The 21736-nt window shown below is 65.4% G+C and carries 18 protein-coding genes; 8 read left to right on the forward strand and 10 right to left on the reverse strand.

Annotated elements, in window-relative coordinates; translation table 11 throughout:
- Positions 1–41 precede the first annotated feature (41 nt).
- The 4 genes from IRI77_RS02185 to IRI77_RS02200 all read right to left on the reverse strand — a co-directional run bounded on the left by IRI77_RS02185 (position 42) and on the right by IRI77_RS02200 (position 5402).
- Positions 42–1697: a glycoside hydrolase family 43 protein gene (locus IRI77_RS02185; RefSeq protein WP_194450453.1), complete on the reverse strand. Its 1656-nt coding sequence runs from the start codon at positions 1695–1697 to the stop codon at positions 42–44.
- A gap of 2 nt (positions 1698–1699) precedes the next feature.
- On the reverse strand, positions 1700–2977 hold the full coding sequence (locus IRI77_RS02190) for an MFS transporter (protein WP_194450454.1): 1278 nt from the start codon (positions 2975–2977) through the stop codon (positions 1700–1702).
- A 2-nt stretch (positions 2978–2979) separates the two neighbouring features.
- Entirely contained in the window at positions 2980–4263 is a 1284-nt protein-coding gene (locus tag IRI77_RS02195; RefSeq protein WP_194450455.1) for a glycosyl hydrolase family 8, read from the reverse strand.
- A gap of 83 nt (positions 4264–4346) precedes the next feature.
- Positions 4347–5402, reverse strand: a complete 1056-nt coding sequence (locus tag IRI77_RS02200; RefSeq protein ID WP_194450456.1) for a hypothetical protein — start codon at positions 5400–5402, stop codon at positions 4347–4349.
- Positions 5403–5832: 430 nt separating this feature from the next.
- On the opposite strand from IRI77_RS02200, the gene galA reads away from it, so the two are divergent.
- From galA to IRI77_RS02215, 3 genes are all read left to right on the forward strand, one after another.
- Positions 5833–8784 carry a beta-galactosidase GalA gene (gene galA / locus IRI77_RS02205; protein ID WP_194450457.1) on the forward strand — a complete coding sequence of 984 codons (2952 nt, stop codon included), beginning with the start codon at positions 5833–5835 and terminating at the stop codon, positions 8782–8784.
- 104 nt (positions 8785–8888) lie between these two features.
- On the forward strand, positions 8889–10289 hold the full coding sequence (locus IRI77_RS02210) for a sensor histidine kinase (protein WP_194450458.1): 1401 nt from the start codon (positions 8889–8891) through the stop codon (positions 10287–10289).
- Positions 10286–10930 (forward strand): response regulator, encoded by a 645-nt coding sequence (locus IRI77_RS02215; protein ID WP_194450459.1) that lies wholly within the window; start codon positions 10286–10288, stop codon positions 10928–10930. The genes IRI77_RS02210 and IRI77_RS02215 overlap by 4 nt, the downstream gene beginning before the upstream one ends.
- Here the strand turns inward: IRI77_RS02215 and IRI77_RS02220 are convergent.
- Positions 10920–11486: a hypothetical protein gene (locus IRI77_RS02220; protein WP_194450460.1), complete on the reverse strand. Its 567-nt coding sequence runs from the start codon at positions 11484–11486 to the stop codon at positions 10920–10922. The genes IRI77_RS02215 and IRI77_RS02220 overlap by 11 nt on opposite strands.
- A 149-nt stretch (positions 11487–11635) precedes the next feature.
- Positions 11636–12496 carry a DUF3300 domain-containing protein gene (locus tag IRI77_RS02225; protein ID WP_194450461.1) on the reverse strand — a complete coding sequence of 287 codons (861 nt, stop codon included), beginning with the start codon at positions 12494–12496 and terminating at the stop codon, positions 11636–11638.
- A gap of 245 nt (positions 12497–12741) precedes the next feature.
- On the opposite strand from IRI77_RS02225, the gene IRI77_RS02230 reads away from it, so the two are divergent.
- The 4 genes from IRI77_RS02230 (at position 12742) to IRI77_RS02245 (ending at position 15067) form a co-directional block, all read left to right on the forward strand.
- A complete protein-coding gene (locus tag IRI77_RS02230) occupies positions 12742–13296 on the forward strand; it encodes a hypothetical protein (protein ID WP_194450462.1) in 555 nt (184 codons plus the stop codon).
- Complete coding sequence (locus IRI77_RS02235; protein WP_194450463.1) at positions 13296–13670, forward strand: STAS domain-containing protein; 375 nt, start codon at positions 13296–13298, stop codon at positions 13668–13670. The genes IRI77_RS02230 and IRI77_RS02235 overlap by 1 nt, the downstream gene beginning before the upstream one ends.
- Before the next feature lie 59 nt (positions 13671–13729).
- Positions 13730–13939: a hypothetical protein gene (locus IRI77_RS02240; RefSeq protein WP_194450464.1), complete on the forward strand. Its 210-nt coding sequence runs from the start codon at positions 13730–13732 to the stop codon at positions 13937–13939.
- Between the two features lie 108 nt (positions 13940–14047).
- Positions 14048–15067 (forward strand): HlyD family secretion protein, encoded by a 1020-nt coding sequence (locus tag IRI77_RS02245; RefSeq protein ID WP_194450465.1) that lies wholly within the window; start codon positions 14048–14050, stop codon positions 15065–15067.
- Between the two features lie 23 nt (positions 15068–15090).
- On the opposite strand, the gene IRI77_RS02250 is transcribed toward IRI77_RS02245, so the two are convergent.
- Positions 15091–16503 carry a trypsin-like peptidase domain-containing protein gene (locus tag IRI77_RS02250; RefSeq protein WP_194450466.1) on the reverse strand — a complete coding sequence of 471 codons (1413 nt, stop codon included), beginning with the start codon at positions 16501–16503 and terminating at the stop codon, positions 15091–15093.
- A 211-nt stretch (positions 16504–16714) separates the two neighbouring features.
- Entirely contained in the window at positions 16715–17161 is a 447-nt protein-coding gene (locus tag IRI77_RS02255; protein WP_194450467.1) for a PEGA domain-containing protein, read from the reverse strand.
- Positions 17162–17407: 246 nt separating this feature from the next.
- On the opposite strand from IRI77_RS02255, the gene IRI77_RS02260 reads away from it, so the two are divergent.
- Positions 17408–18391: a methyltransferase gene (locus tag IRI77_RS02260; RefSeq protein ID WP_194450468.1), complete on the forward strand. Its 984-nt coding sequence runs from the start codon at positions 17408–17410 to the stop codon at positions 18389–18391.
- A 367-nt stretch (positions 18392–18758) separates the two neighbouring features.
- Here IRI77_RS02260 and IRI77_RS02265 read toward each other — a convergent pair whose 3' ends face one another.
- The gene (locus tag IRI77_RS02265) at positions 18759–20513 is read right to left on the reverse strand and encodes a serine/threonine-protein kinase (protein WP_194450469.1); all 1755 of its coding nucleotides are present in this window, start codon (positions 20511–20513) and stop codon (positions 18759–18761) included.
- 8 nt (positions 20514–20521) lie between these two features.
- Positions 20522–21505, reverse strand: coding sequence for a CsgG/HfaB family protein (locus IRI77_RS02270; protein ID WP_194450471.1), 984 nt, complete (start codon positions 21503–21505; stop codon positions 20522–20524).
- Positions 21506–21736: the final 231 nt, after the last annotated feature.

Below are 21736 nucleotides of genomic sequence, written 5' to 3' on the forward strand. Positions count from 1 at the left end.
CTTCCCCAATTGCCGGCGTGCCCCTGGTGCGCCCAGCGAATTCACCCTTCAGCGAAAGGATCCTCGCAATACGCCCGCTCCCGGTAAGTGAAGTGGTCGAAGTCAGCCGGACACCGCGTACCCGCCGTATCCTGGCAGCAGACCCCCACAAATGCACCCGTGAAATTGGGAGTGCCCGCGGCCGCGGCCTCGTCCGACAGAATGCTCGCATCGAGCAGCCCCGGCAGCCTGCGCCATGCGCCGCCGCCCGCACGGAAAGCGAAGTACAGCCGTTCGTAATCCAATTCAACACGCAGTTCGATCGGCACACCTTCGGGGATCGCAACCGCGGCACTGAACACATCCGATTGCACCTGGTCGGGCAGGCAGGACATCACGCGCACGTGCTTCCCGATCTCCTCATCGTGTGACACATACAGGTAGTGGAACTTGCTGCCGTTGTAATAGCAGACCAGCCCGGCCATCTGCGCGAACCCTTCCGGCTGAAACTCCAGCGAGGTCTCGGCACTATAACAATGCGACTGCTGCCGCCGCGCCACCAGCGACTGCCGGAACAGGCTGCCGATCGTCTCTCGGCCGTACAGACGCAGGTAGCCAGGCCGGTCCGTCAGGCTGAAGAGTTCCTCGGGCCAGGGCGAGCGCAGCCATTGGAAGTCCAGCGGCAGAGCCGGGCAGTCGAAATCCTCGCGCTCGGGCGAGGCAGGGAACTCCCGTTGGGGCAATTCCGGCGCGGCCACTTCCATGAGCGGGATTCCAGTGCCGTCGCCGGTACGCAGCCAATCGTCCTCTGACCAGGCCATGCGCTGAATCGCGGTCTCCCGCCCCAACGTACAGCGCCCCCGATTGCGGATGGGCCGCCCGCATAGATGGACCATATACGTCTCGCCGGCTGCTGTCTCCACCAGGTCAGCGTGCCCGGCGCGCTGCAGTTCGACATCCGGCCGGTGACGGGCCGTCAGGATATATACGTCGGGATGCAGTTCATACGGGCCCGTCAGTACGCGCGAGCGCGCCATGGTCACGGCGTGGCCCCAGCCGGTGCCCCCTTCCGCGGTCAACAGATAGTAGTATCCATTGCGCTTGTACAGATGCGGAGCCTCGGTAAACCCGATCGGCGTTCCACGGAAGATGTTGTGGACCGGCCCGGTCAACGCGCGCCTGGCCGGCGAGTACTCCTGCAAGGCGATCCCGGAAAAGCGGTTGCTGCCGGGCCGGTGATCCCAGCGCATATTGACCAGATACTTCCGGCCGTCGTCGTCGTGAAACAGCGAGGGATCGAAGCCGCTGCTGTTCAGGTAAACCGGGTCCGACCATTCTCCCTCGATGCTCGGGCTGGTCACCAGGTAGTTATGCGTATCCCGCAGCGACGCGCCGGCGGACCCGCCCTGCGTCGTCCGGCCGTACCGCTTCACATCCGTGTAGATCAGCCAGTACAGGCCGTCCGCGTAGCTGAGACATGGCGCCCAGACCCCGCACGAGTCGGGATCGCCCAGCATATTCAACTGGCTCGCCCTGTTGAGCGGACGCCCCACCAGCCGCCAGTGGACCAGGTCACGGGAGTGGTAAATCTGCACCCCGGGAAACCACTCGAAGGTGGACGTAGCAATGTAGTAGTCGTCCCCAACCCGGACGATGGAGGGATCCGGATTGAATCCGGGCAGGATCGGGTTTCGGATGATTGCGGCCTCTTCAGCCATGCTTAGCTTGCTCCCTTCGCGTCGTCCAGTCCCTCCGCCCGGCGTTCGCGCACCAGCGTCCACAGCACAGCGGCGCCCAGCAGATCCAGCAGGCCCAGGCAGATAAAGAACGGCGTATAGCCGACCGTGGCGACCAGCCCGCCGATCATCAGCGAGAAGATCAGCAGGCCCGCATTGCCGAACGTTCCAGCCATCCCAGCCGCGGTAGCTACTTCGTTCTTGCGAAACAGGTCAGACGCCATCGTGATCACGGTCACCGACAAGGTTTGATGCGCGAAGCCGGCCAGGCTCAGCAGCGCAATCGCCGCATACGGGCTTTCCACGAAGCCGACGAACCCGACCCCCAGCATCAGCACCGCCCCCAGCGTGAACGCGCAGCGCCGCGCGTTGATCAGGCTGAGGCCCGCCATCTTCTGCAGCCGCATCGCCACCAGGCCTCCGAACACACAGCCGAAGTCGGCCGCCAGGAACGGCAGCCAGGCGAACATGGCGATATGCTTCAGGTCCATGTGGCGGACGGTGCTCAGGTAGAGCGGCAGCCAGAAGCTCAACGTGCCCCACGTCGGATCGGCCAGGAACCGCGGCAACGCGATGCCCCAGAAGTTCCGCTGCACCAGGATCTTGCCCAGCGACGGCCGGGATCCGTCGCTCTGCAGGTGCTTCTCCTGCCCGGCCGCAATGTAGGCTTTCTCCTCGCTGGAAAGCGCGGGATGCCGGTCCGGCGGTTGATACAGGAACAGCCAGAGCGCCACCCAAACCAGGCCCAACGCGCCGGTGATCACGAACGCCGCTCGCCAGTTGTACGCCAGGATGGCCCATGCCACCAGGGGCGGCGCCAGCATCGAGCCCACCGAGGCTCCGATGTTATAGATGCCGCCCGCCAGGCCGCGCTCCTTCGCCGGGAACCACTCGGACGTGGCTTTCATCCCCGCCGGATTGGCGGATCCTTCGGCGAAGCCGAGCGCGCCGCGCAGCCAGGCCAGAGCCTGCCAGCTGCCGGCCAGAGAGTGCGCCATGTTCACCAGCGACCAGGTGACCGCGAAGATCGCAAAGCCCATCTTGAGCCCCAACACGTCCAGCACATAGCCGCAAAGGGGCTGCGCCATAATAGCGCCCTGAAACGCCCCGACCATCCAGGAATACTCCTTCGCGCTGATATGCAGTTCCTGCAGCAGCGTGGGAGCGGCCACGGCCAGCGTGCTTCGGGTGAGGTAGTTGATCACCGACCCCAGCATGATCAGGCCGATCATCCACCAGCGGAGTGCTTTAATTTTTGGCATTGTTATTTCGGCGGCCAGATGCGGAATTCGCCGCTCACATGGAGCAGGCCCATCAGGTACCACATGCCGTCGTAGTAGCGGTAGCGGCCGGCAGGGATCTCCGCCTTCCACAGCGCCTCGACGAAACGCGCCGCCCGCTCCCGGTCCGTGGCCGCCAGGCTCGTCACCGCATTCGCCGCCACGAGTGCGGTGGAGTGCGAGCCGCCCAGCGATTTGCCGTCCAGGGTGTACCGGTTGACGTAAGCGTCGATGCCCTGCGCTTCAAAGAACGCCTGGATCTTGTCGCTCAACTCGCGCTCCCGCGGATCGGCGGCCCACCACGACCAGTCCACGCCCCAGTTCGCCGCCGTGCGCCAGGCATCCGGCCCGAAGTTGCCGTTCTGTCCGCCGGCGCCAGGCACGGGCGTGCCATCGTAATTGGCGTAGTTCGGAGCCAGCGCCGTCACCGGATGCGTTGCCTTCTGCAGGTAGTCGCGGCTCACCTGGGCGGCAGCCGCCCAGAACGGCCGGTCCGCCGCGGGTCCCCAACGTGCCCAGAGTTCGTAGAACGCAGGCAAATGATAAGAGGGATCCGTATGGTCTGGACGCCGCAGGTTCGGAGTGAACCGTACCATCTTGTGCTCGGGATGAAACTCAGGCCCGCCGGTCTCCGCGCCTCGATTCGTCGGCCCGTCGATGATCTTGCGATTCTTCATGCTGTCCAGCAGACGGTCGGCCTCGGCGCGATAGTCGTAAATGCCCTTGCCGTTGCCCCATCGCCCGGAGGCGAAGTACAGCGCCATCGCCCAGTATTCTTCCCCATCCGGAGCCGGTGACTCGCTGTTCGGTGTCCCGTCCAGCTTCATCGACCACGAGAAGAACCCATACGACGGGTGCGTCGGCGAAGCCTGGTACATATAGGTCTTCGACCAGTTCCACAGCGCGTCGAACTCGGCCTTCCTGTCGAGCTGCACCGCGATCATCATCCCGTACGACATGCCTTCCGAACGCACGTCGTGGTTGTTGATGTCGCTGACATAAGCCAACGGGCCATTCACGTTCTGGCCCGCCGCGTAGTACACCGTCTGCGTCTCAGCATCACCATGGAACAACTGTTGGAACGCACCCTGGATCTTCGCCGAGATCTCCTTCTGCGGATGCCCGGCTTCCAGGAACAGATTCCGGTAGTGCTTGGTGGCGAAAGCACCGCCTTTCGAGGCGGGAGCACGGTCAGCGCGAGGCTGCGCGGCGATTCCGGCCATGCCGGAGAGCAGGAGGGCGAGAAAGCGGGACAGCGGCTTGCTCATAAAGTGAGCACCATCGCATCAAATGAACTGCAGCAAGTCAAGAGCCGGACCGCTCTATTGGACCCTCGCGGCCATCGCCTCTTTCAGAACAATTGCGCGGCGAGGATGTTGGGCGGCCCCGAGCTGCCGTGGATGACATCCGTCGAGATCACCACCTGCAGATTCCTCTTCCGCCAGTTCGCCGGCACAAAGCCCGCCAGCTTCTTCAGGTACTCCGGGTTGGTGACGAACTCGCCTGAAGCCAGGCTCCCCCACGGGCCGATACCGGCCAGGATCACAGCCGTCTGCTCCGTCTGAGAATCGCGGAACCTGGACACAATCGCGTAATCCCGGCGCATCTGCTCGATCGGTGTATTCGGTTCCACACGCCACGCTTCGTTCGAAGGGTCCTGCTTGTCCACCACCCGGGCACCGCTGCCGTTCGAGACAATGCTGAACCGGAAGTCCTTTGTGAGCCGCAGGGACCACTCGTTGTTCAAGCTGCCAATCAGCACAAATGGGCCCGATTGCAGGTCCCGGAACGACGTCGCTCCCGCCCGGTTCAGCAGTCTGTACGCCTTGCCGTTCGCCCGCAGCAACCCGGTCACCTCGGCCAACACCATCGCATCGTAGACGTGGATGCGGCGCGACGGAGCCAGGGCGAAATCAATCACCGTGCCAGGCTCCTGGACCTCCGTCGCATTCGGTCCGGAGCCACCTCCGGGCACGCAGAGCAGCACCGGAGTCGAGGCGGAATACAGAGGCTTCCAGAATCCCTCCAACGCAGTCGCCCTGCCTCCGGCACGGCTCGCTATCCAAACCACCAACGCCACGGTGCAAATCGCCAGCACCACCGCGGGCGGCCACCAACCCCAGGTGCGAGCCTTGGTTTCCATCGCCACCGCAGGCAGCGCCGCCGCAGCTGCCGGCACGGGCTGTTCACCAACCATGCGGAACTGCGGAACGTACGATCCGGCCAGCAGGTCGATCCGCATCTCCGAGTCCGTCCCGGATTGCGCGTAATACTGTCCCAGCCGCCGCCGCACTTCGCCCGCCACGCTGCGCACGATGTGGTCGCTGTTCGTGTCGTAGTCCACCGGCCGGTCGAAGACATCGGCCCCGATCCTGCGCTCCTTCAGGTCCTCAATGTTCCCGCTCAATGCGCATTCGATGATGTGCCTCAATAGACTGCACGTGCGCCTACTGGTACGGAAGGCGGGGCTAATGACGATCCGTTCGAGCTCAGCTCGCACCCGGCCGGCATCGATGCCCGCCGGTAACAGCGCGCCAACTGTCGTGGATGGAGCAGGGAACTGAGTGTTCGCCTCTGCTGCCATGGGGTCGTCGTTCATCGCGGGTCCTGTCGTAAACGCCTAAGCATATCATCATGTTCGCGGCTGCCCAGGCACGTCCCGGCCCTGTCCGGGACGTGCCTGGGCAGGACCGTCCGGTACTTGAACTGACTCCAGGCCGGGTATACAGTCACCCTGCGGGTGCACTCCCCTTGACCCTGTCCGGAGCGCCACCCCGGCCGCCCCTCCCTTGGGCCGTCGACGTCCCGTGAACCCTTGCCCGCTTCAGGAGATCCGCATGAAAGTAACCCGCCGTCACGTGATGAAAAGCGGCCTGGCTGTGCCCGCTGCGGCCGGCATCCTCGAAGCCGCCCCTCAAGCGCAGCCTGCCCCGCGCCAGGACGGACTGCGCGACCGGCTGCTGCTCGACTTCGGTTGGCGCTTCCACTTCGGTCATGCGAACGACGCGGCCAAGGACTTCGGCTTCGGCGCCGGGCGCTCCGGCGGCTTCCAGAAGTCTGGTGGATTCCTTGCCCCCAGCAACCTCGCCTTCGACGACAGCGACTGGAAACCCGTGGACCTGCCCCACGACTGGGCCATCGAACTGCCCTTCAAGAACGACCCCGCGCTCGCCAGCAAGGGTTCCTATCCGCTCGGCCGCGACTACCCCGAAACCAGCGTGGGCTGGTACCGCCGGGTTCTCGACATCCCAGCCTCCGACGCGGGCAGGCGGATCACAGTCGAGTTCGACGGCGCCTACCGCGAAACCATGGTCGTCTTCAATGGCTATTACATCGGCCGGCATAGCGGCGGCTACGACCCCTTCAGCTTCGACCTGACCGATTTCGCATTGCCCGGAGAGCCGAACGTCCTGCTGGTCCGCGTCGATGCGACCCTCAGCGACGGCTGGTTCTACGAGGGCGCCGGAATCTACCGCCACGTCTGGCTGGTCAAAACCGCTCCGGTCCACGTCAAGAAGTGGGGCACGCTCGCCGTCGCGAAAATCACTCCCGGACAGGCCTCCGTCGCCATCCGGACCGAGATCGAGAACCAGTCGAAGAGCGCCGCCATCGTGCGCGTCATCTCGACCATCTTCGATCCCGCCGGCAAGGAGGTCGCGAAGTCCGCCACCCCGCCGGCCGCGGTGGCCGCCCTGCGCGAACACTCCTTTGAACAACAGGCGGCCGTCCGCCAACCGGCGCTGTGGTCCCTGGAGCAGCGCAACCTCTACAAGGTCGTCAGCGAGGTCGAAGCCGGCGGAATCGTCACCGACCGCTACGAAACCCGCTTCGGCATCCGCGACCTCAAGTTCGACCCCGGCCAGGGCTTCCTGCTGAATGGCAAGCCCGTAAAGGTGAAGGGCACCTGCAACCACCAGGATCACGCCGGAGTCGGAGTGGCGCTGCCCGACTCTCTGCAGCATTTCCGCGTCCGCAAACTGCAGGAGATGGGCTGCAACGGCATCCGCACCTCCCACAATCCGCCCACCACCGAGCTCCTTGACGCCTGCGACGAACTCGGCATGCTGGTGCTCGACGAGACGCGCATGCTGTCTTCCAACCCCGACGGGCTTGCCCAGTTTGAGAACATGATCCGGCGCGACCGCAACCACCCCAGCGTCTTCATCTGGTCGATGGGCAATGAGGAAAGCATCTCGATCACCGGGACCGGCCTCAAGATCCTCACCTCGATGAAGCAGACCGCCCTGCGGCACGACACCTCTCGGCCCATCTCCATCGCACCGCCGCCCGCGGGCGACTATATGGGCAAAGGCGGACTCGCGGTCTGCGACGTGATGGGTTACAACTACGCCGACCCGCAGGCCGAGGCGTGGCACAGGAACAACCCGAAGGTCGCGATTCTGGGCACGGAAAACGTCAGTGCGGTCGCCACCCGCGGCGCTTACGTGACGGACCGGACGAAAGGGACCGTCGGCTCCTACGACCCCTACACCACCACCGGCCGCGCCTCGGCCGAAGGCTGGTGGCGCTTCGTCAGCGCACGACCCTACATCTCCGGCGGCTTCGTATGGACCGGTTTCGACTATCGCGGCGAGCCCTCACCCTACCAGTGGCCGAACATCAGCTCGCAATACGGCATCATCGACACTTGCGGCTTCCCGAAAGACTCCTTCTACTACTACCAGGCCTGGTGGACCAACAAGCCGGTGCTGCACCTGTTTCCGCATTGGAACTGGCCTGGCCTGGAGGGGCAGGAGATCGCCGTCTGGGTGCACTCGAACATGGATCGCGTGGAGCTGTTCCACAATGGTCAAAGCCTGGGCGCTAAGGACATGCAGAAGGATCAGCACCTCGCCTGGACAGTGAAGTACGCGCCCGGCACACTGGAAGCCCGCGGCTACCAGGGCGGCAAACAGGTGATGAGCGCCAAACGCGAGACCACCGGTCCCGCGGCCAGGCTCGTCCTGCGGCCGGACCGCCTGCAGTGCGCGGCCGACGGAGAAGATACCGTGGTCTGCGTCGTGGAAGTCCAGGACGCCCAGGGCCGCGTCGTGCCCGTCACCGACAATTCCGTCAGCTTCCAAGTGAGTGGGCCGGGCCGCGTGGCCGGTACCGGCAATGGCGATCCCACGAATCATGAGCCCGATCCCGGTTCGACGCGCAAGGCCTTCGCCGGGCTCTGCATGGCGATCGTCCAATCGTCCAACACAGCCGGCGAGATCACAGTGGAAGCGGCGTCTCCGGGACTCACCGGAGCCACGGCCACCATCACGGCCAAGGCCGTTCAGCTGAGACCGCAGGTGCCGGCCTGGGAGCGCGAAGTCCCCAACGGCTCGGGCGTCTCTGGTCTGTGGCGGCCCGCGGCGGCGCTCGCAGCGTCCACCGCCGGCAACCCGATGGCGCTGGCGGGCGGCAATGTCGACATGGTCTTCACGTTCCGCCAGGACGGTGGCGTTCTGACAGGAGCTGTGGATTCGGCCGCTACCGGCGGTTTCGGTGGCGGCCCCACAGGCGGACCCATCCAGGATGGGAAGGTGGACGGCTCCCGCATCTCCTTCCGTGCCGGCGCGACAACCTACACAGGCACGATCCAGGGCGACCGTATCGAGTTGGCGCGCAGCACTCCGCCGCGCAGGGGCGGCCCGGGCATGGACCCGCCGGCGTCCACCGGACCCCGCCCCGCCATCGGTCCTCCGCCCGGCGGCACGGATCCGTCGTTCGGCGCCGGTTTCGGCCCTGGACGCGGCGGCCCGCAGCCACCGCTCATATTGCGGCGGGCGAAGCGCTAAGCAGCGGCCCGCCCGGCTACCCGGTGCACCCGGATACCGCCTCGGCCCGATATCCAAGGATCCCCAGCCCCTGTGCTAACAATGGGACAAGGCATCACCCACAGATGGCGGATCCTTCCACCCATCGCTGGTCCCTCCGCAAGGTGGCGAGCCAGTTCCTGTCCACCTGGGCCCGCGCGCTGGGCATCGGCTTCGCCGGACTGCTGCTCCTCATGGTCGCCATGGCCTTCGATGCCACCACGTCGCTCCGCAAAGTCGAACTCGCCACCGCGGCCCTGCGCAACGAATCCCGCGCGCGCGACGCCCTGCTCGACCAGTTGCGTGCCGACATCTTCCGCATCGCCACCGTCGTGCGCGACTATCTCCTCGAGGTCGACGGAGCCCGCGCCGAGAGCCAGAAAGCCGAACTCCACCAGCTCCGCACGCACACCCGCGAGACTCTCCAGGTCTACGAGGCCAAACTGCCCGCCTCTGAGCGCGATGCCTTCAACGAACTCCGCAGCCACGTCGACTCCTACTGGTGGTCGCTGGAGCCTGCCCTTCAGTGGGACGCCAAACTCCGCCGCTCCAAGGCCGGCAGCTTCCTGCTCGACGTCATCCTCCCCTTCCGCACCGAGGTCCTGCAGCTCACGCGGCGCATCACGGCCCTGAATGAGCGCGACCTCGACGCCGGCGAGGAACGCATTCGCGCCGTCCAATCCGGCTTCCGCCGCCGTGTGGTTGTCATCTCCCTCACCGCGCTGCTGCTGGGCCTCGCGCTCGCCACCCTCAGCATCCGCCGTGTCCAGCGCCTGGAGCACGAGGCGCAGCTCCGCTACGAAGAAGTCGAAGCCGCCCGCCGTGAAATGCAGAGCCTCTCCAGCCGCCTCGTCACGGCACAGGAAGAGGAACGCCGCAACCTCTCCCGCGAACTGCACGATGAGGTCGGCCAGACCATGTCCGCCATGCTGGTCGAACTCGGCCGCCTGGAGACCTCGCCCGATCCAGAGACCCGCGGCGAGCGGCTGAAGTCCGTGCGAGGGCTCGCCGAAGCCAGCGTCGGCATGGTGCGGAACATGGCCCTGCTGTTGCGCCCCTCCATGCTCGACGACCTCGGCCTCGTCGCCGCCCTGCGCTGGCAGGCCCGCGAGGTCACCCGCCGTTCCGGCCTCAAGGTGAAGATGGTGGCCGATGAGATCGTCGAAGACTTGCCCGACTCCCACCGCACCTGTGTCTACCGCGTTGTCCAGGAGGCCCTGCACAACTGCACCCGCCACGCCCGGGCCACGCAGGTCAGGGTCGTCGTCCGCCGAGACCAGCAGGGCCTCTCCGTCACCGTGCAGGACGACGGCGTCGGCTTCGATCCACATCGCGAAAAGGGCATGGGCCTGCTCGGCATGGAGGAGCGTGTGGAACAACTGGGCGGCCGCTTCTCCATCGACTCCTCACCCGGCCAGGGCGCCGTCCTCTCCATCCTGCTGCCTCTCCCGGACCAGGCTCAGCATCCTACAAAGGAAACTCCATGATTCGAATCATTCTTGCCGACGACCATGCCGTGATGCGGCGCGGATTGCGCCTCGTCCTCGAGGAGCACAAGGACTTTCAGGTGATCGGCGAGGCCAGCGACGGACGCGAAGCCGTCGCCCTGGTCGAAGAGCTCAAGCCCGATCTCGTCGTCCTCGACATCACCATGCCCAACATGAACGGCATCGAGGCGGCCCGGCAGATCAGTGAAAAACAGGCGGGCGTCTCGATCGTCGTCCTCAGCATGCACTCCGATGAAAGCTACGTCCTGCGCGCCCTCAAGGCCGGAGCCCGCGGCTACCTGCTCAAGGAATCCGCCGAGTCCGACTTCATCCTCGCCATCCGCTCAGTGAGTGCGGGCAAGGCCTTCTTCAGTCCCGCCGTCAGCCGCCTGCTGGTCGAAGACTATGTGCGCCAGTTGCAGGACAAGGACATCGAGGATAGCTATGAGCTGCTCACCCAGCGCGAGCGCGAACTGCTCCAACTGATCGCCGAGGGCAAGAGCAACAAAGATGTGGCGAACATGCTCAACCTCAGCCTCTACACGGTCGAGACCCATCGCGGCAATCTCATGGAGAAGCTCAATCTGCACAGCGTACCCGAGCTCATCCTCTACGCCGTGCGCAAGGGCGTCATCTCTTGAGGCCCGCCACCGGCCGCGCCGCGTGGCTGTCCTGCTGCTTCCAGATCGACCACGCCGCGCTCACCATGCGGATCACGGCGTTCCCCTCCACCGGTGTTCGCACGACATCGAAGCCTCCGCAGCGCACCAGCTCTTCCCACTGGTTCATGTCTGAGGTGTCCGACATCAGCACGACGCAGGCTCGGGGCATCATGCGCGACAGCACCCGCACCGCCGGACGCCAGTCCCGGCCCGCCACTTCACGCTGAAACAGCACAATCGGGAACCGCTGCTGCATCTGCAGCACCAGCGCCTCAGTCGTGCTATCAGCATATGTCACAGCCCAGCCCCGCTCATCAAAGGCAGCCTGCAGCGCGCGACGGTCAGCGCCTTCGCCCATCACGGCCAAAGTCCGTGGCACGCCTTCGCCCACCAGCCCGGCCGGTGCCTTTTGCGGATGCGCCCGTTTCCTGAAGCAAAGGACTACCGACTGGATGCGCTGCACCAGTTTCGCCACGCTCCACGTCCCCCGGCCCGCCAGGGCCATTGCTGGAAACCATCTGGAACTCTCGATCACGGCTGACCCGCCTTCTCTCGGGTATCCCCATCATGCGGTGTCCGGCCCTTCCAGCCCATACCACCGGCGCGGTAAATCACGCTCGCCCGCCTGGGGATTCCACGCCGGAAAACCCTGTAGCCCGGCGTGGAACCCGCCCAGGTATTTCGTCAGCGCCGGTGCTCCTCGCGCCCGCCCCCACGCTCCGGACGCGTCGGCCGCAATTCGTGCCGCTCCACCCGGGGACCTTCCGCATGCGGCGGCCTCACATAAGGGTGCCGGTAGACTTCATGGTTTTCACGCGTACGCGCCCAGGCGTGGCCATCCACCAGCATCGTCCGCGATCTCCATTCAAAGCCCGACCGGCCCCAGCCCCAGGGCGCAAACGCCGCGCCCAGCGCAATGCGCGGCCCAAAGCTGATACCCACCGCCAGGCCCACTCGCGGCCGTCCAAAGACAATCAGCGGGTCATAGACAGGCAGGCAGTAGAAACCCGGATCCACGGGGACGATCTCAATATCGCCCGGGCCGCCCACCGTCACGCGATACTGCGCGTTGTCCTGCAGATACCCGAATTCCCGAGCCTTCTGCCGCATCGCCTGCACCGCATCCATCACATCGCCGCGCTGGCCCAGCACCGCGTCGCCCAGTTGGCGCGTCCAGAAGATGTTGCCCGCCATCATGTCCAGAACGGAAGGGAAGGGCAGCAGCGCCTGCACGCTCGGATCCCAGGGCAGGTTGTCCTGCTGGATGGCTCCGGCCAGGTTGCCTCCCGTCAGGTAGCTGTGTTGATCCGCCCATTGCGCGGCATCCTTGATCTGTTCGGAATACGTCGAGGCCGTCAGCAACTGTGCCAGCAGCGGGTCGGGATACAGTGCGATCCGCCCCACCAGGTCGTCCAGTTGCTGCGGCGAGAATTGGACCTGCGCCCGGGCAGGGGCAGACAGGGCGAATACCCCCGCGCACACCAGACCCGCCGTCATCTTCAGCCTGCTCCACCGCTCTGGCCTCCGTTGGATTGCGTCTTTCATTTGGATGTCTCCTGCTCTTCTCGACGGTGCCGCCGGCCGTTAAGCTACCGTCTACCCTGGCGCGAACCCCGCAAATACCCGGCATAGGGTACCCGCGCCGCCGCTGCCGCCCGCCTACCACCTCAACTCGACCGTGAATGCCGTGTCGACGGGAGACGCCATTCGCGGCCGGTTGTCGTCTTCATTAGTGAGCCGGAACAAATAGAGCAACCGGCAAACACAGCGAATAGGAGAAACAGCAAGTCATGACCAAGAGAAGCTTTTCCATCACCCTGATGACCGCGATCGGTTCCCTGGTCGCGATTGCCCAGCCGTCCTTCGGCGGAACCACCCCCGCCAGTGCGAGCCAGAACCCCAGGGTGCTGCTCGAAGAGATGCGCGAGACCGCTTCCAGCACCGCCGAACAGGCCGATCGCCTCAAGATGGACGCCAGCAATGCCGCCCTCTCCAGTGACTCCCACCTGAGCCCCCTGTGGGCCCTTAAGGATGACGTCAACACCATGAACCGCGAGATCTCTTCGCTCGAAGCGGAACGCGATACCCTGCAGCCCTGGGAACAGCAGGCCATCGACAAGGTGATGCCGATGCTCCGGGAAGCGGCCACCAACACCGAAGACGCCATCCAGTTCTTCAACAACAACCACAACTTCCTCTGGAGCCCGCAATACCGCGCCTACGTCGCCAACGTGAAGCGCGACTCCGACCAGATCACCAAAACGCTCAAAGATTACCTGAAGTATGAGAAGGTCCAGCACGAGGAAGAGCAGTTGCGCAACACCATCACCCCGGGAGCCAATTGATGAACGGCCGGCTGACGGTCCACGAGCGCGGCGATTTCATCATCATCGGCGCGCACGGGAAACTCGCCTCACCGCAAGAGCAGGGCTCTCTCCACCAGCAGCTGCGGCAGTTGGTGGAGAGAGGCCGCTCCCACATTCTGCTCGACCTCGCCCAGGTCCCCTCGCTCGATATCGAGGACATCGGGGAACTCATGGTCGGCTATGCCCTCGTCACCCTGGCGGGCGGCGAACTGAGATTGCTCAACCTCTCCGGCTCCACCGCCGATGTGCTGCGGACGACCCGCATCATTCACCTCATCGGGGGAGCCGGAGAGACGCCGGACCCGCACCCGCCACCCACCTGGCAGGCCGGCAGTGAGTGGTACATCGGCTGACGCGCAAACCCTCACCGGCGCCGAGGCAGTACAGACGTTCAGGCCCAAGGAGCAGCAGCATGGCAACGCAGATCAACGAAATCCATATCGCGCCGCTGGCCGCTGCTCCCGTGGAGGCCGCGCGGCCCGCGCTCCGGCAGGGCAGGAACCTGCTCTTCGTCATCGCCATCGAGGCCGCCACCCTCTACCTCACAGGCGGAATCCTGGGCATCCTGCTCGGGCTCACCGCCTCGATCCTCTTCTCCCAGCTCCGCAGATTCGGCCGCTAGCGCCCAGGCAAACCGCGACTGGCAAGGGCCGGGCTCCACCTACTCGTCTTTAATGGACCGCATCACCAACCGCAGCCCCTAACCAACCCAAGCCAGAAAGGACTCACCATGAAGCCGCAAACCACCTCGGCCGTCGTCCTGCTCACCACGGCCTGTCTCGTGGGCGCAGTCTGGACCCATGCCAACCTCACGTCCACTGGTCACTGGCGGCCATCCGATGCCGGCGAGAGCCCCCAGGATCCGGCGCCCTTCCGCCTGACCGGCGAGCTCGTCTCCGTCTCCACAGTGCCGGTGGAAGGCTCCGTCCTCGAACTCGAAGTCCCCTTGAACGCCCAGGTCCGCAAAGGCCAGGTGATCGGCGAAACCCAGTTGGACGCGATGCCCGCGCCCGCCGCGGAACTGGACGCCCGCCGCAACCTGGCTGCCGCCGCGGCCGCTGTCGAAGCGGCCCGCACCCAACTCCAGGACGCGGAGGCCCGCGTCTCCGCCGCCCGCGCTCGAGCCGAAGACACCCGCAACCATCTGGTGGGCGCGGAAGTGGCCGCCGGCGAAGTGCAGGCCGCTGTGCAGCGGGACGAGATGCTCTACCGCGAGGGGATGGAGAGCCAGTTGAAGCACGACGAGGCGCTCTCGCTGCAGCAGTCGGCCAGCCGCCAGATCGACACGCAATCGCAACTCGCCGGCAACTCGCTCAACACCATGGAGCAACTGGAATCGCAGCAGGCCGCGGCCCAGGCCGCTCTCCAGCAGGCGGAAGACGACCGCCGCGCCGCTGAATCCGCCGTCGCCAGCCCGCAGGCCGCGGCCGTCCGCAGCCCCGTCCTCGCGCCGGCCGACGGCTACCTCGTCCTTCGCGATGAGTTTTCCAGGGACCTCGAAATCGTCTCCGATCTCAACCGCCAGGTCGAAACCCGGATCCCCCAGTCGAGCCTCTTCGCCGTCCACATCGGCCAACTCGCCACGGTCACGCTCGACAGCCAGCCGAAGGTCGTGTTCCACGCCGTGGTCCGAAACATCGGTGATGCCCAAGCCTCGGCCGCGGGCGCCTTCTGCCCCGTCACCCTCTCGCTGACCGATGCCTCCGGCCTGGGCAACGACACCGCCCGCGCCACCATCACCCTGCAATAACCCGCAGTCTCGACGGCAGCGCTCTACTCGAGCGTTGCCGTCACATAGATCAGCTGCCCCATCCGCTCCACCAGCAGCACAACCGCATCAGACTTCTTCTGCTCTTTCACGGCAGCCTTCAACTCATCCAGCGACGCAATGGCTTTGGTGTTCACCTCATAAATCACATCGCCCGCCACCAACCCCGGATTCAAACCCGCATACTCGGCCGGCACCGCAGCCACCGCCACGCCCGACAGCCGCCGCAGGTCCGTCAGGATCGCCGTCACCTTCTCGTCCACCGTGACCGCCAGGATCCCCAGTTCCCGCACCAGCGCGGCCTCATAACTGGCCTGGTCCGCCAGCAGGCTGGGCTCGTTCTTGCGCTCCAGCACCGCCACCGTCTTCGTCATCTCTTCTTTGCCGCGTTGGAAGACGATCTTCAACTCATCGCCCGGCGACCGCTGGAACACCGTCAACGCCAGGTCCCGCACCTCCCGGATCGGCTTCCCGTCAATCGAGATCAGTACATCGCCCGGCTGCAACCCCGCCGCGTCCGCCGCGCCATGCGGAGCCACATCCGACAGAATCACACCGGAGTCGCGATCCAGGCCCAAGCCCGATGCCAGCGCCGGCGTAATCGCCTCCGGCAGCACCCCGATCGCGCCGCGCCTGACCCGCCCGTCCTTGCGCAGCTTCTGGTACACGTCCTTAGCCAGATTCGCCGGAATCGCAAAACCGATCCCCTCATTGCCGCCCGACTCCGAGTAGATCATCGTGTTGATCCCCACGATCTTTCCCTCGATATCCAGCAGCGGCCCGCCGCTGTTGCCAGGATTGATCGGGGCGTCCGTCTGGATGTACACCATCGGACTCTCGGGCTTGAGCTGCCGCAGCGTCGCGCTCACCACGCCGTGCGTCAACGTATTCTGCAACCCCAGCGGACTGCCCAGCGCCATCACCAGCCGCCCCTGACGCAGGGTGTCCGAATTGAGAAAAGAAAGCGTAGGCAGGTTCGTGCCCTCGATCTTGAGCACCGCGATGTCCACCTGCCGGTCCAGCCCCACCAGCTTCGCCGGCAGCACGTGCCCATGCGGAGCCTGGCCCTTCTCATCCATTCGCAGCACCTTCACTTCAATGCGCCGCGCATTCTGCACCACATGCGCGTTCGTGACGATGTAGCCGGCCGGATCCACGATCACACCCGAGCCCGTGGCCTCCTGCTCCGACACAAAACCCATCCGCTGCGAATCGCCCTGGCCCACCGGCGCCACCCGCTGCACCAGGATCTGCACCACCGCCGGACTCGCCGCCTCGGCCAGGTTCTCCATCGCCTCGCTATAGTCCGCCAGCGACTTCGCCGGCGCGCTGAGAGGCGCCTTCGCTCTCGTCTGAGCCATCTCCGGAGAAGCCGCCAGCACCATCGCCAGCACGCCGCAAACAACCGGCCTCATCATGAATTTCTTTCCTCCACCCAGTGCCGGCAGCCGTCACAGCGGCCGCGGCCGGGCCGCTCTCTGTTACTTCTATTCCTTGGATGACTGCCGACCCCATCCAGTTTCTTCGTAAGATTTGTAATGCAAAACCGGCCCAAGTCCTTGATTCAGGACGTTGGGCCGGTGTTCATCCGGAATGGGTGGGCGCACTGCGCGCCGCGCCGATGCTGCGTCAAGACTTCGGCTCCATACGCAGCTCCGGCCGCACCTTCATCGTCTTGCCGTTCACCACGTAGATCTGTTGCGCGAACTGCTCGCGCCCCGGAGCCCGCACTTCCAGCTTGTATGACCCCTGCCGCAGCCACATCGACTTCAGCTCGCCCACCGTGCCCGCATACGACCCGTTCACGAATACCTCGGCGTCTTTGATCTTCGTATCCAGCTTCACCTGGCCCGCATTCGGATGCGTCACCATCGGGTACCCGCCGTAGAAGTACGGGTCATAGCCGTAACCCCACGGTCCGAACGCCGGGCCAAAGCCAAAGCCGCCCCGGACATAGCGGACGCCCGCGCTCGCGGGCAGGGCCACGATCAAGGCCGCCGACACCAGTAGCAGCTTGCGCAGCATCGTGAATCCGAAGCGGCGTTCCGCGCCATCCCTGCCATTTGTGAGTGTCATCGTCTTACTCTCCTTACCGGACCTCGCTTCTTGCTCGGTCACCCCTATGGACGCCGCATACCCCTGTCGCGTAGCTAGCCTCCGTCGGGTATTCGCACTCCTGCTGAATCAGTAGGCCACCCTCCACAGTCACCTGGAGGCGCGCGCCCGCATCACCCGCGCAGGCTTACAATGCTTGAATAGAACGGTGGCGGCTTCCCTCCGCCACCCTGGTGTCCAATCCAAATCTCGAGGCCTGTCACGCCCATGTCCAATCAGCCCCCCGCCGACCTCTGGCAGTTGTGCGACCTGCAAACCCCCTGGTGCATCCACACCGCCGCCACTTTGCGTATCGCCAATCACCTGCAGGCCGGTCTTTCGGACGTGAACGAACTCGCCGCCGCTGCTCACTGCGACGCCTACGCTCTCGACTGCCTCCTCGGCTACCTCGCCTCCAAAGGCGTCTTTGAGCAGACCGCGCCCGGCCGGTACGCCCTCAATGAAACCGCCCGGGGCCTGCTGGATCCGGGCACGCTGATCGGCCTCGACGTCGACGGCTTCGGAGGCCGCATGGCCTACGCCTGGGGCACCCTGCCCAGCTATGTCCGCACCGGCCGCCCCGCCTATCACGAACGTTTCGGCCGCGGCTTCTGGGAGGATCTCGAAGCGAACCCGGCCATCGCGGCCCAGTTCGACGCCCTCATCGGCCCAGCCGGCCACGGCCTGCCCAACCCCAACTTTGACATCACTGGAGGCTGGGACTCCATCCAGTCGGTAGTCGATCTAGGCGGCGGTACCGGAGCCATGCTGGCCGAACTGCTGCGAGTCCATCCGCATCTCCAGGGAACGCTGCTCGACCAGCCCGGCACCGTAGCCCGCTCCACGGAAATCTTCGAGCAGGCCGGAGTGGCCTCGCGCGTGACCCTCTGTGGTCAGAGCTTCTTCGACCCCCTGCCGCCCGGAGCCGGTCTCTACTTACTAAGAGGGATCCTGAACGACTGGCCGGACGCGGAAACCGTAGCCATCCTGAAGCGAGCTGCCGAAGCCGCCCGGCCCAACGGCCGTGTCGTGGTGTTGAAGAGTGTAAGCCCCAACGGCGGCTCCCGGACGCTAACCATCGAGATGGTGCTGCTGGCCGGCAAGCACCGCACCCTGGACGAATTCAAGCCGCTAGTCCGGCAAGCGGGCCTGGAAGTGGTATCCGCGGGACCCCAAGCCGCCTACTACGTAGTCGAGTGCCGCCCCATCTGACCAGTAACCAGCCCCCCGCGCCACGAACCGCGACTGGTAAGGAGTCCCCATGGCCCCACGGGCCGCCAAAGCGGACGAAGCCGAAATAGAGCCGCGAAGGTGAGTGAGCGGATAGCCCGCTGAAGAGCTGCAACGACCCCATCCGGACGACCCTATGCCAGCGCGTCTTCTATGGACTCTCAGTATCTCCCTGCGGGCCGCCAAAACGGAGGAAGCCGCCCCCGCGTCCCCAGTCCCGGAGCGCAGCGACGGGCTACGGTGGCGTCCCCAATGGCGCGGGCCACGGTCCCCACGCGCCTTCACCGCCGTGGACAGCCACCGCAAGGCTCCACTCAGTGCAGCAGCGCGACGCCCCGCCAACCCCGTTCTACCGCCCCAGGAACGACTCCAGCTTGCTCACCTCGCGCTCACCGAGATCGAGATACTTCTTCCCGCCCGCCAGGTCGCCGCGCTTCATCGCGCCCTCGCACTCGTCGAGGTAAAACTCCATCCGTTGCGCCGCCGTATTGATGTCGCCGCGCATGCCCAAACCCTGCCGCGCCTGCGCCTGCTTCATCCGTTCCAGGCTCGCCTTCACGGTAGTGGCCCGCGTCCCCAGCAGCATCAACTGTTCCCGCAAATCGCGCAAGGCCCCCGCGGACGCCTCCGCCGCCTGACTCGCGGCATTCGACCCCGCCGGCTGCTGCACAACGGGAGGCGCCGTCACCACCGGATTCTGGCTGGCGCCCGAAGGCTCAATCGAAGCCTGACTCGACCCGGGCCGCGTCGAAACCGGATCCGCATGAGGCCGCCCGCCGCCCGTAGGCACAGGCACCTCCTTTGCGCCCCCCGAAACCGGCTGGCTCACCGGAGCCTGCCCGGCCACCGGACTGCTAGCGGGCCCCGTAGCCGGCCCGGAACTCGGTTCCACCCGAGGCGGCTGCGGCGTGCCTGTCGCATCCTGCCCCGAAGACAGACTCTGCGTCGGCCCGCCCGCCTGGGTCCGGAACAACTTTGGGATCTGCACGGCGCCGACAATCAGCACGGCCACGGTGGCCAGCGAGCCGATCGCGATATACAACCCCCGGTTCCCCAAAGGCCGGCCCGTGGGCACATCTGCCGCCGGCGCATAAGCCGGGGCAGGGAACTCGGGAGCCGGAGCCGACACCGGCGACTGCATGAACGCCGAAGCCGAAAGAGGAGCCGCGCCACCCGTAGTCGCGGCCGGAGGAACAACCCCCGTTGCCGCAGCCGGCGTGTGTGTAGCCGGGGACACGGACGCCGCCACGGCAGGCCGAGTCACCGTAGCCCCCGCGGCCGGCCCGCCCAGCAACGTCTCCATCGCGCGCAGCATCGCCGCGGCCGACTGGAACCGCCGCTCCCGGTCCTTCTCAATCGCCGTCAGGATAATATCGTTCAACGCCTGCGGCACATTCGGATCAATCTCAATCGGCGGCACCGGAGTCTGTTTCAGATGCGCCACCATCAGGGAATAATCGCTGTCGCCCAGGAACGGCCGCCGTCCGGTGACGATCTCATACAGCGAGATCCCCAGCGCGTAAATGTCCGCCCGGTGATCCAGGTCCGTCGCGCCTTCAATCTGCTCCGGCGACATATACGGCAGCGAACCCACGGTGAACCCGGTCTTCGTCAGCGACTGATCCTGCTTCAACTTGGCAATGCCGAAGTCCAGCAGTTTGATCACGCCTTCCGTGGTCACCATGATGTTGGCCGGCTTCAGGTCCCGGTGGACCACGCCTTCGCCGTGCGCATATGCCAGTGCGCTCAGCACCTGGCTCATTAGCTCCGCGGCCTTGCGGGGCGGTGCCGGGCCCAACTTCAACAGCCGCTCCAGCGTCGTCCCTTCGACATACTCCATCACCATCAACACCTGGTTATCCACACGCAATGCCGTGTGCAGACCCGCGATGTTCCGGTGGGTCAGACGCGCCTGGACCTTGATTTCGCGCAGAAACCGGTCCGCCTGGTCCCGCTCCTCGCCCGCGTTCATCAGCAGGACCTTCAGCGCCTCGGTGCGCTCCGTCAGCAGGTTGCGGACCTTATATACTTTGCCCATCCCGCCGGCGCCCAGGACGGAAATGATCTCGTAGTCGCCGATGCGTGAACCAATCGCGTAGTCCATCGCTCGCCTCAGTTCGTCGTCTTCACCGCATCGCCGACTTTCAAGGGCGATGTACCCGCGTAGGAGCCGACAGCCGCCAGGTCGTCCAGGTCGGTAATGGTCACCCAGCCGACGGTCTCTTCGATCCGCCGGATCACCTTGCCCGTCGCCGGATCCTTGATCTCGCGCGTCACCTTCACCACCTGGAACTTGTCACCCAGCGCGACGCCCGCTTTCTTGCCGACGTTCAGGGTAATCGTGTTGCCGCTGACATCGGCCACCAGGCCCTCGATGATGCGCGCATGCGCCGGAATCGCGGAGGAGTTGCCCTGCAACTGTGTCGCGGTCGAGGCCACGGCCTGCGCTGTCGCCTCGCCGAGAATTGAATTCGCGAACTGCGAACTGCCGATGCTGTAGCCCGCACCCGCCGCCGAACTGTAGCTGCCGCCCGAGCCCAGCAGAGACGCGCCCGACCTCTTCGACTCGCCTTTCCCAGTGAACGCTGCGAAAATCTGGGCCGTATCCGTGCCGATAATGCGTGCGCTGATCGCCACTACTGCCTTGGCTTCCTTCTTGCCCACGCCGCCGAGACCGTAGCGCGAAGCCATGCCCCCCAGCGCGCCGCCGCCGACGTTGGTCTCCTTGTCATCGCGCCCGAACTGCGTGATGCTCCCCATGATGATCGCGTCCACGCCCAGAAGTTTGCCGATCTTCGCCGCCGCCGCAGCATCCGCGCGGTCGCTGTTGGAAAGGTTCTGTTCGGCCATCACCTTGTCCAGGGTCTTGCGTTCGTACACCGTATAAACGCCGCCCTGCACCAGTTTTTCCACCAGCAAATCGGCAATACCCTTGCCGATATCGACATTGCCGCCGAAGATCGCCGACACGCCGCCCTGCACGGTTCCGTAATCAAAATCGAGAATCGCGACCTTCTTCTTAGGCGGAGCCGTTTGTGCCAGGCAGCTGAATGCCACTGCTCCGGCCAGCGCCGTCCGCAAAATCATGTTCTTCATTACACGCCCTCCGTGTACCCCAGTATATGGTGTTCCAGCGGCATTCCGTTCGCCGCTATTTGGAAGGCAAACACAAGGCGAAATTCACAGGCACGGAAAGCCCATCGAGCCGAGAGGCGCCCCCCGGCACCCAATCCAGCAGCCTCCGAAACAGCTCCACCGGCACCCACTCCGGTAGCCTCCGAAAAGGCCCCCCAGCCTTACCCCCGGCGCTAGCCGGGGGCCCGCCGC

Origin of the sequence: Paludibaculum fermentans (genome assembly GCF_015277775.1) — a bacterium.
In the GTDB taxonomy this organism is placed as follows: Bacteria; Acidobacteriota; Terriglobia; order Bryobacterales; family Bryobacteraceae; genus Paludibaculum; species Paludibaculum fermentans.

Excerpts from the sequence above, each read along its gene's own strand:
- IRI77_RS02245 (WP_194450465.1), top strand. The coding sequence starts at position 14,048 with ATGAAGCCGCAAACCACCTCGGCCGTCGTCCTGCTCACCACGGCCTGT.
- IRI77_RS02235 (WP_194450463.1), top strand. The coding sequence starts at position 13,296 with ATGAACGGCCGGCTGACGGTCCACGAGCGCGGCGATTTCATCATCATC.
- IRI77_RS02225 (WP_194450461.1), bottom strand. The coding sequence starts at position 12,496 with ATGAAAGACGCAATCCAACGGAGGCCAGAGCGGTGGAGCAGGCTGAAG.
- IRI77_RS02190 (WP_194450454.1), bottom strand. The coding sequence starts at position 2,977 with ATGCCAAAAATTAAAGCACTCCGCTGGTGGATGATCGGCCTGATCATG.
- IRI77_RS02230 (WP_194450462.1), top strand. The coding sequence starts at position 12,742 with ATGACCAAGAGAAGCTTTTCCATCACCCTGATGACCGCGATCGGTTCC.
- IRI77_RS02250 (WP_194450466.1), bottom strand. The coding sequence starts at position 16,503 with ATGATGAGGCCGGTTGTTTGCGGCGTGCTGGCGATGGTGCTGGCGGCT.
- IRI77_RS02270 (WP_194450471.1), bottom strand. The coding sequence starts at position 21,505 with ATGAAGAACATGATTTTGCGGACGGCGCTGGCCGGAGCAGTGGCATTC.
- IRI77_RS02255 (WP_194450467.1), bottom strand. The coding sequence starts at position 17,161 with ATGACACTCACAAATGGCAGGGATGGCGCGGAACGCCGCTTCGGATTC.
- IRI77_RS02240 (WP_194450464.1), top strand. The coding sequence starts at position 13,730 with ATGGCAACGCAGATCAACGAAATCCATATCGCGCCGCTGGCCGCTGCT.
- IRI77_RS02265 (WP_194450469.1), bottom strand. The coding sequence starts at position 20,513 with ATGGACTACGCGATTGGTTCACGCATCGGCGACTACGAGATCATTTCC.
- IRI77_RS02195 (WP_194450455.1), bottom strand. The coding sequence starts at position 4,263 with ATGAGCAAGCCGCTGTCCCGCTTTCTCGCCCTCCTGCTCTCCGGCATG.
- galA (WP_194450457.1), top strand. The coding sequence starts at position 5,833 with ATGAAAGTAACCCGCCGTCACGTGATGAAAAGCGGCCTGGCTGTGCCC.
- IRI77_RS02185 (WP_194450453.1), bottom strand. The coding sequence starts at position 1,697 with ATGGCTGAAGAGGCCGCAATCATCCGAAACCCGATCCTGCCCGGATTC.
- IRI77_RS02215 (WP_194450459.1), top strand. The coding sequence starts at position 10,286 with ATGATTCGAATCATTCTTGCCGACGACCATGCCGTGATGCGGCGCGGA.
- IRI77_RS02260 (WP_194450468.1), top strand. The coding sequence starts at position 17,408 with ATGTCCAATCAGCCCCCCGCCGACCTCTGGCAGTTGTGCGACCTGCAA.
- IRI77_RS02210 (WP_194450458.1), top strand. The coding sequence starts at position 8,889 with ATGGCGGATCCTTCCACCCATCGCTGGTCCCTCCGCAAGGTGGCGAGC.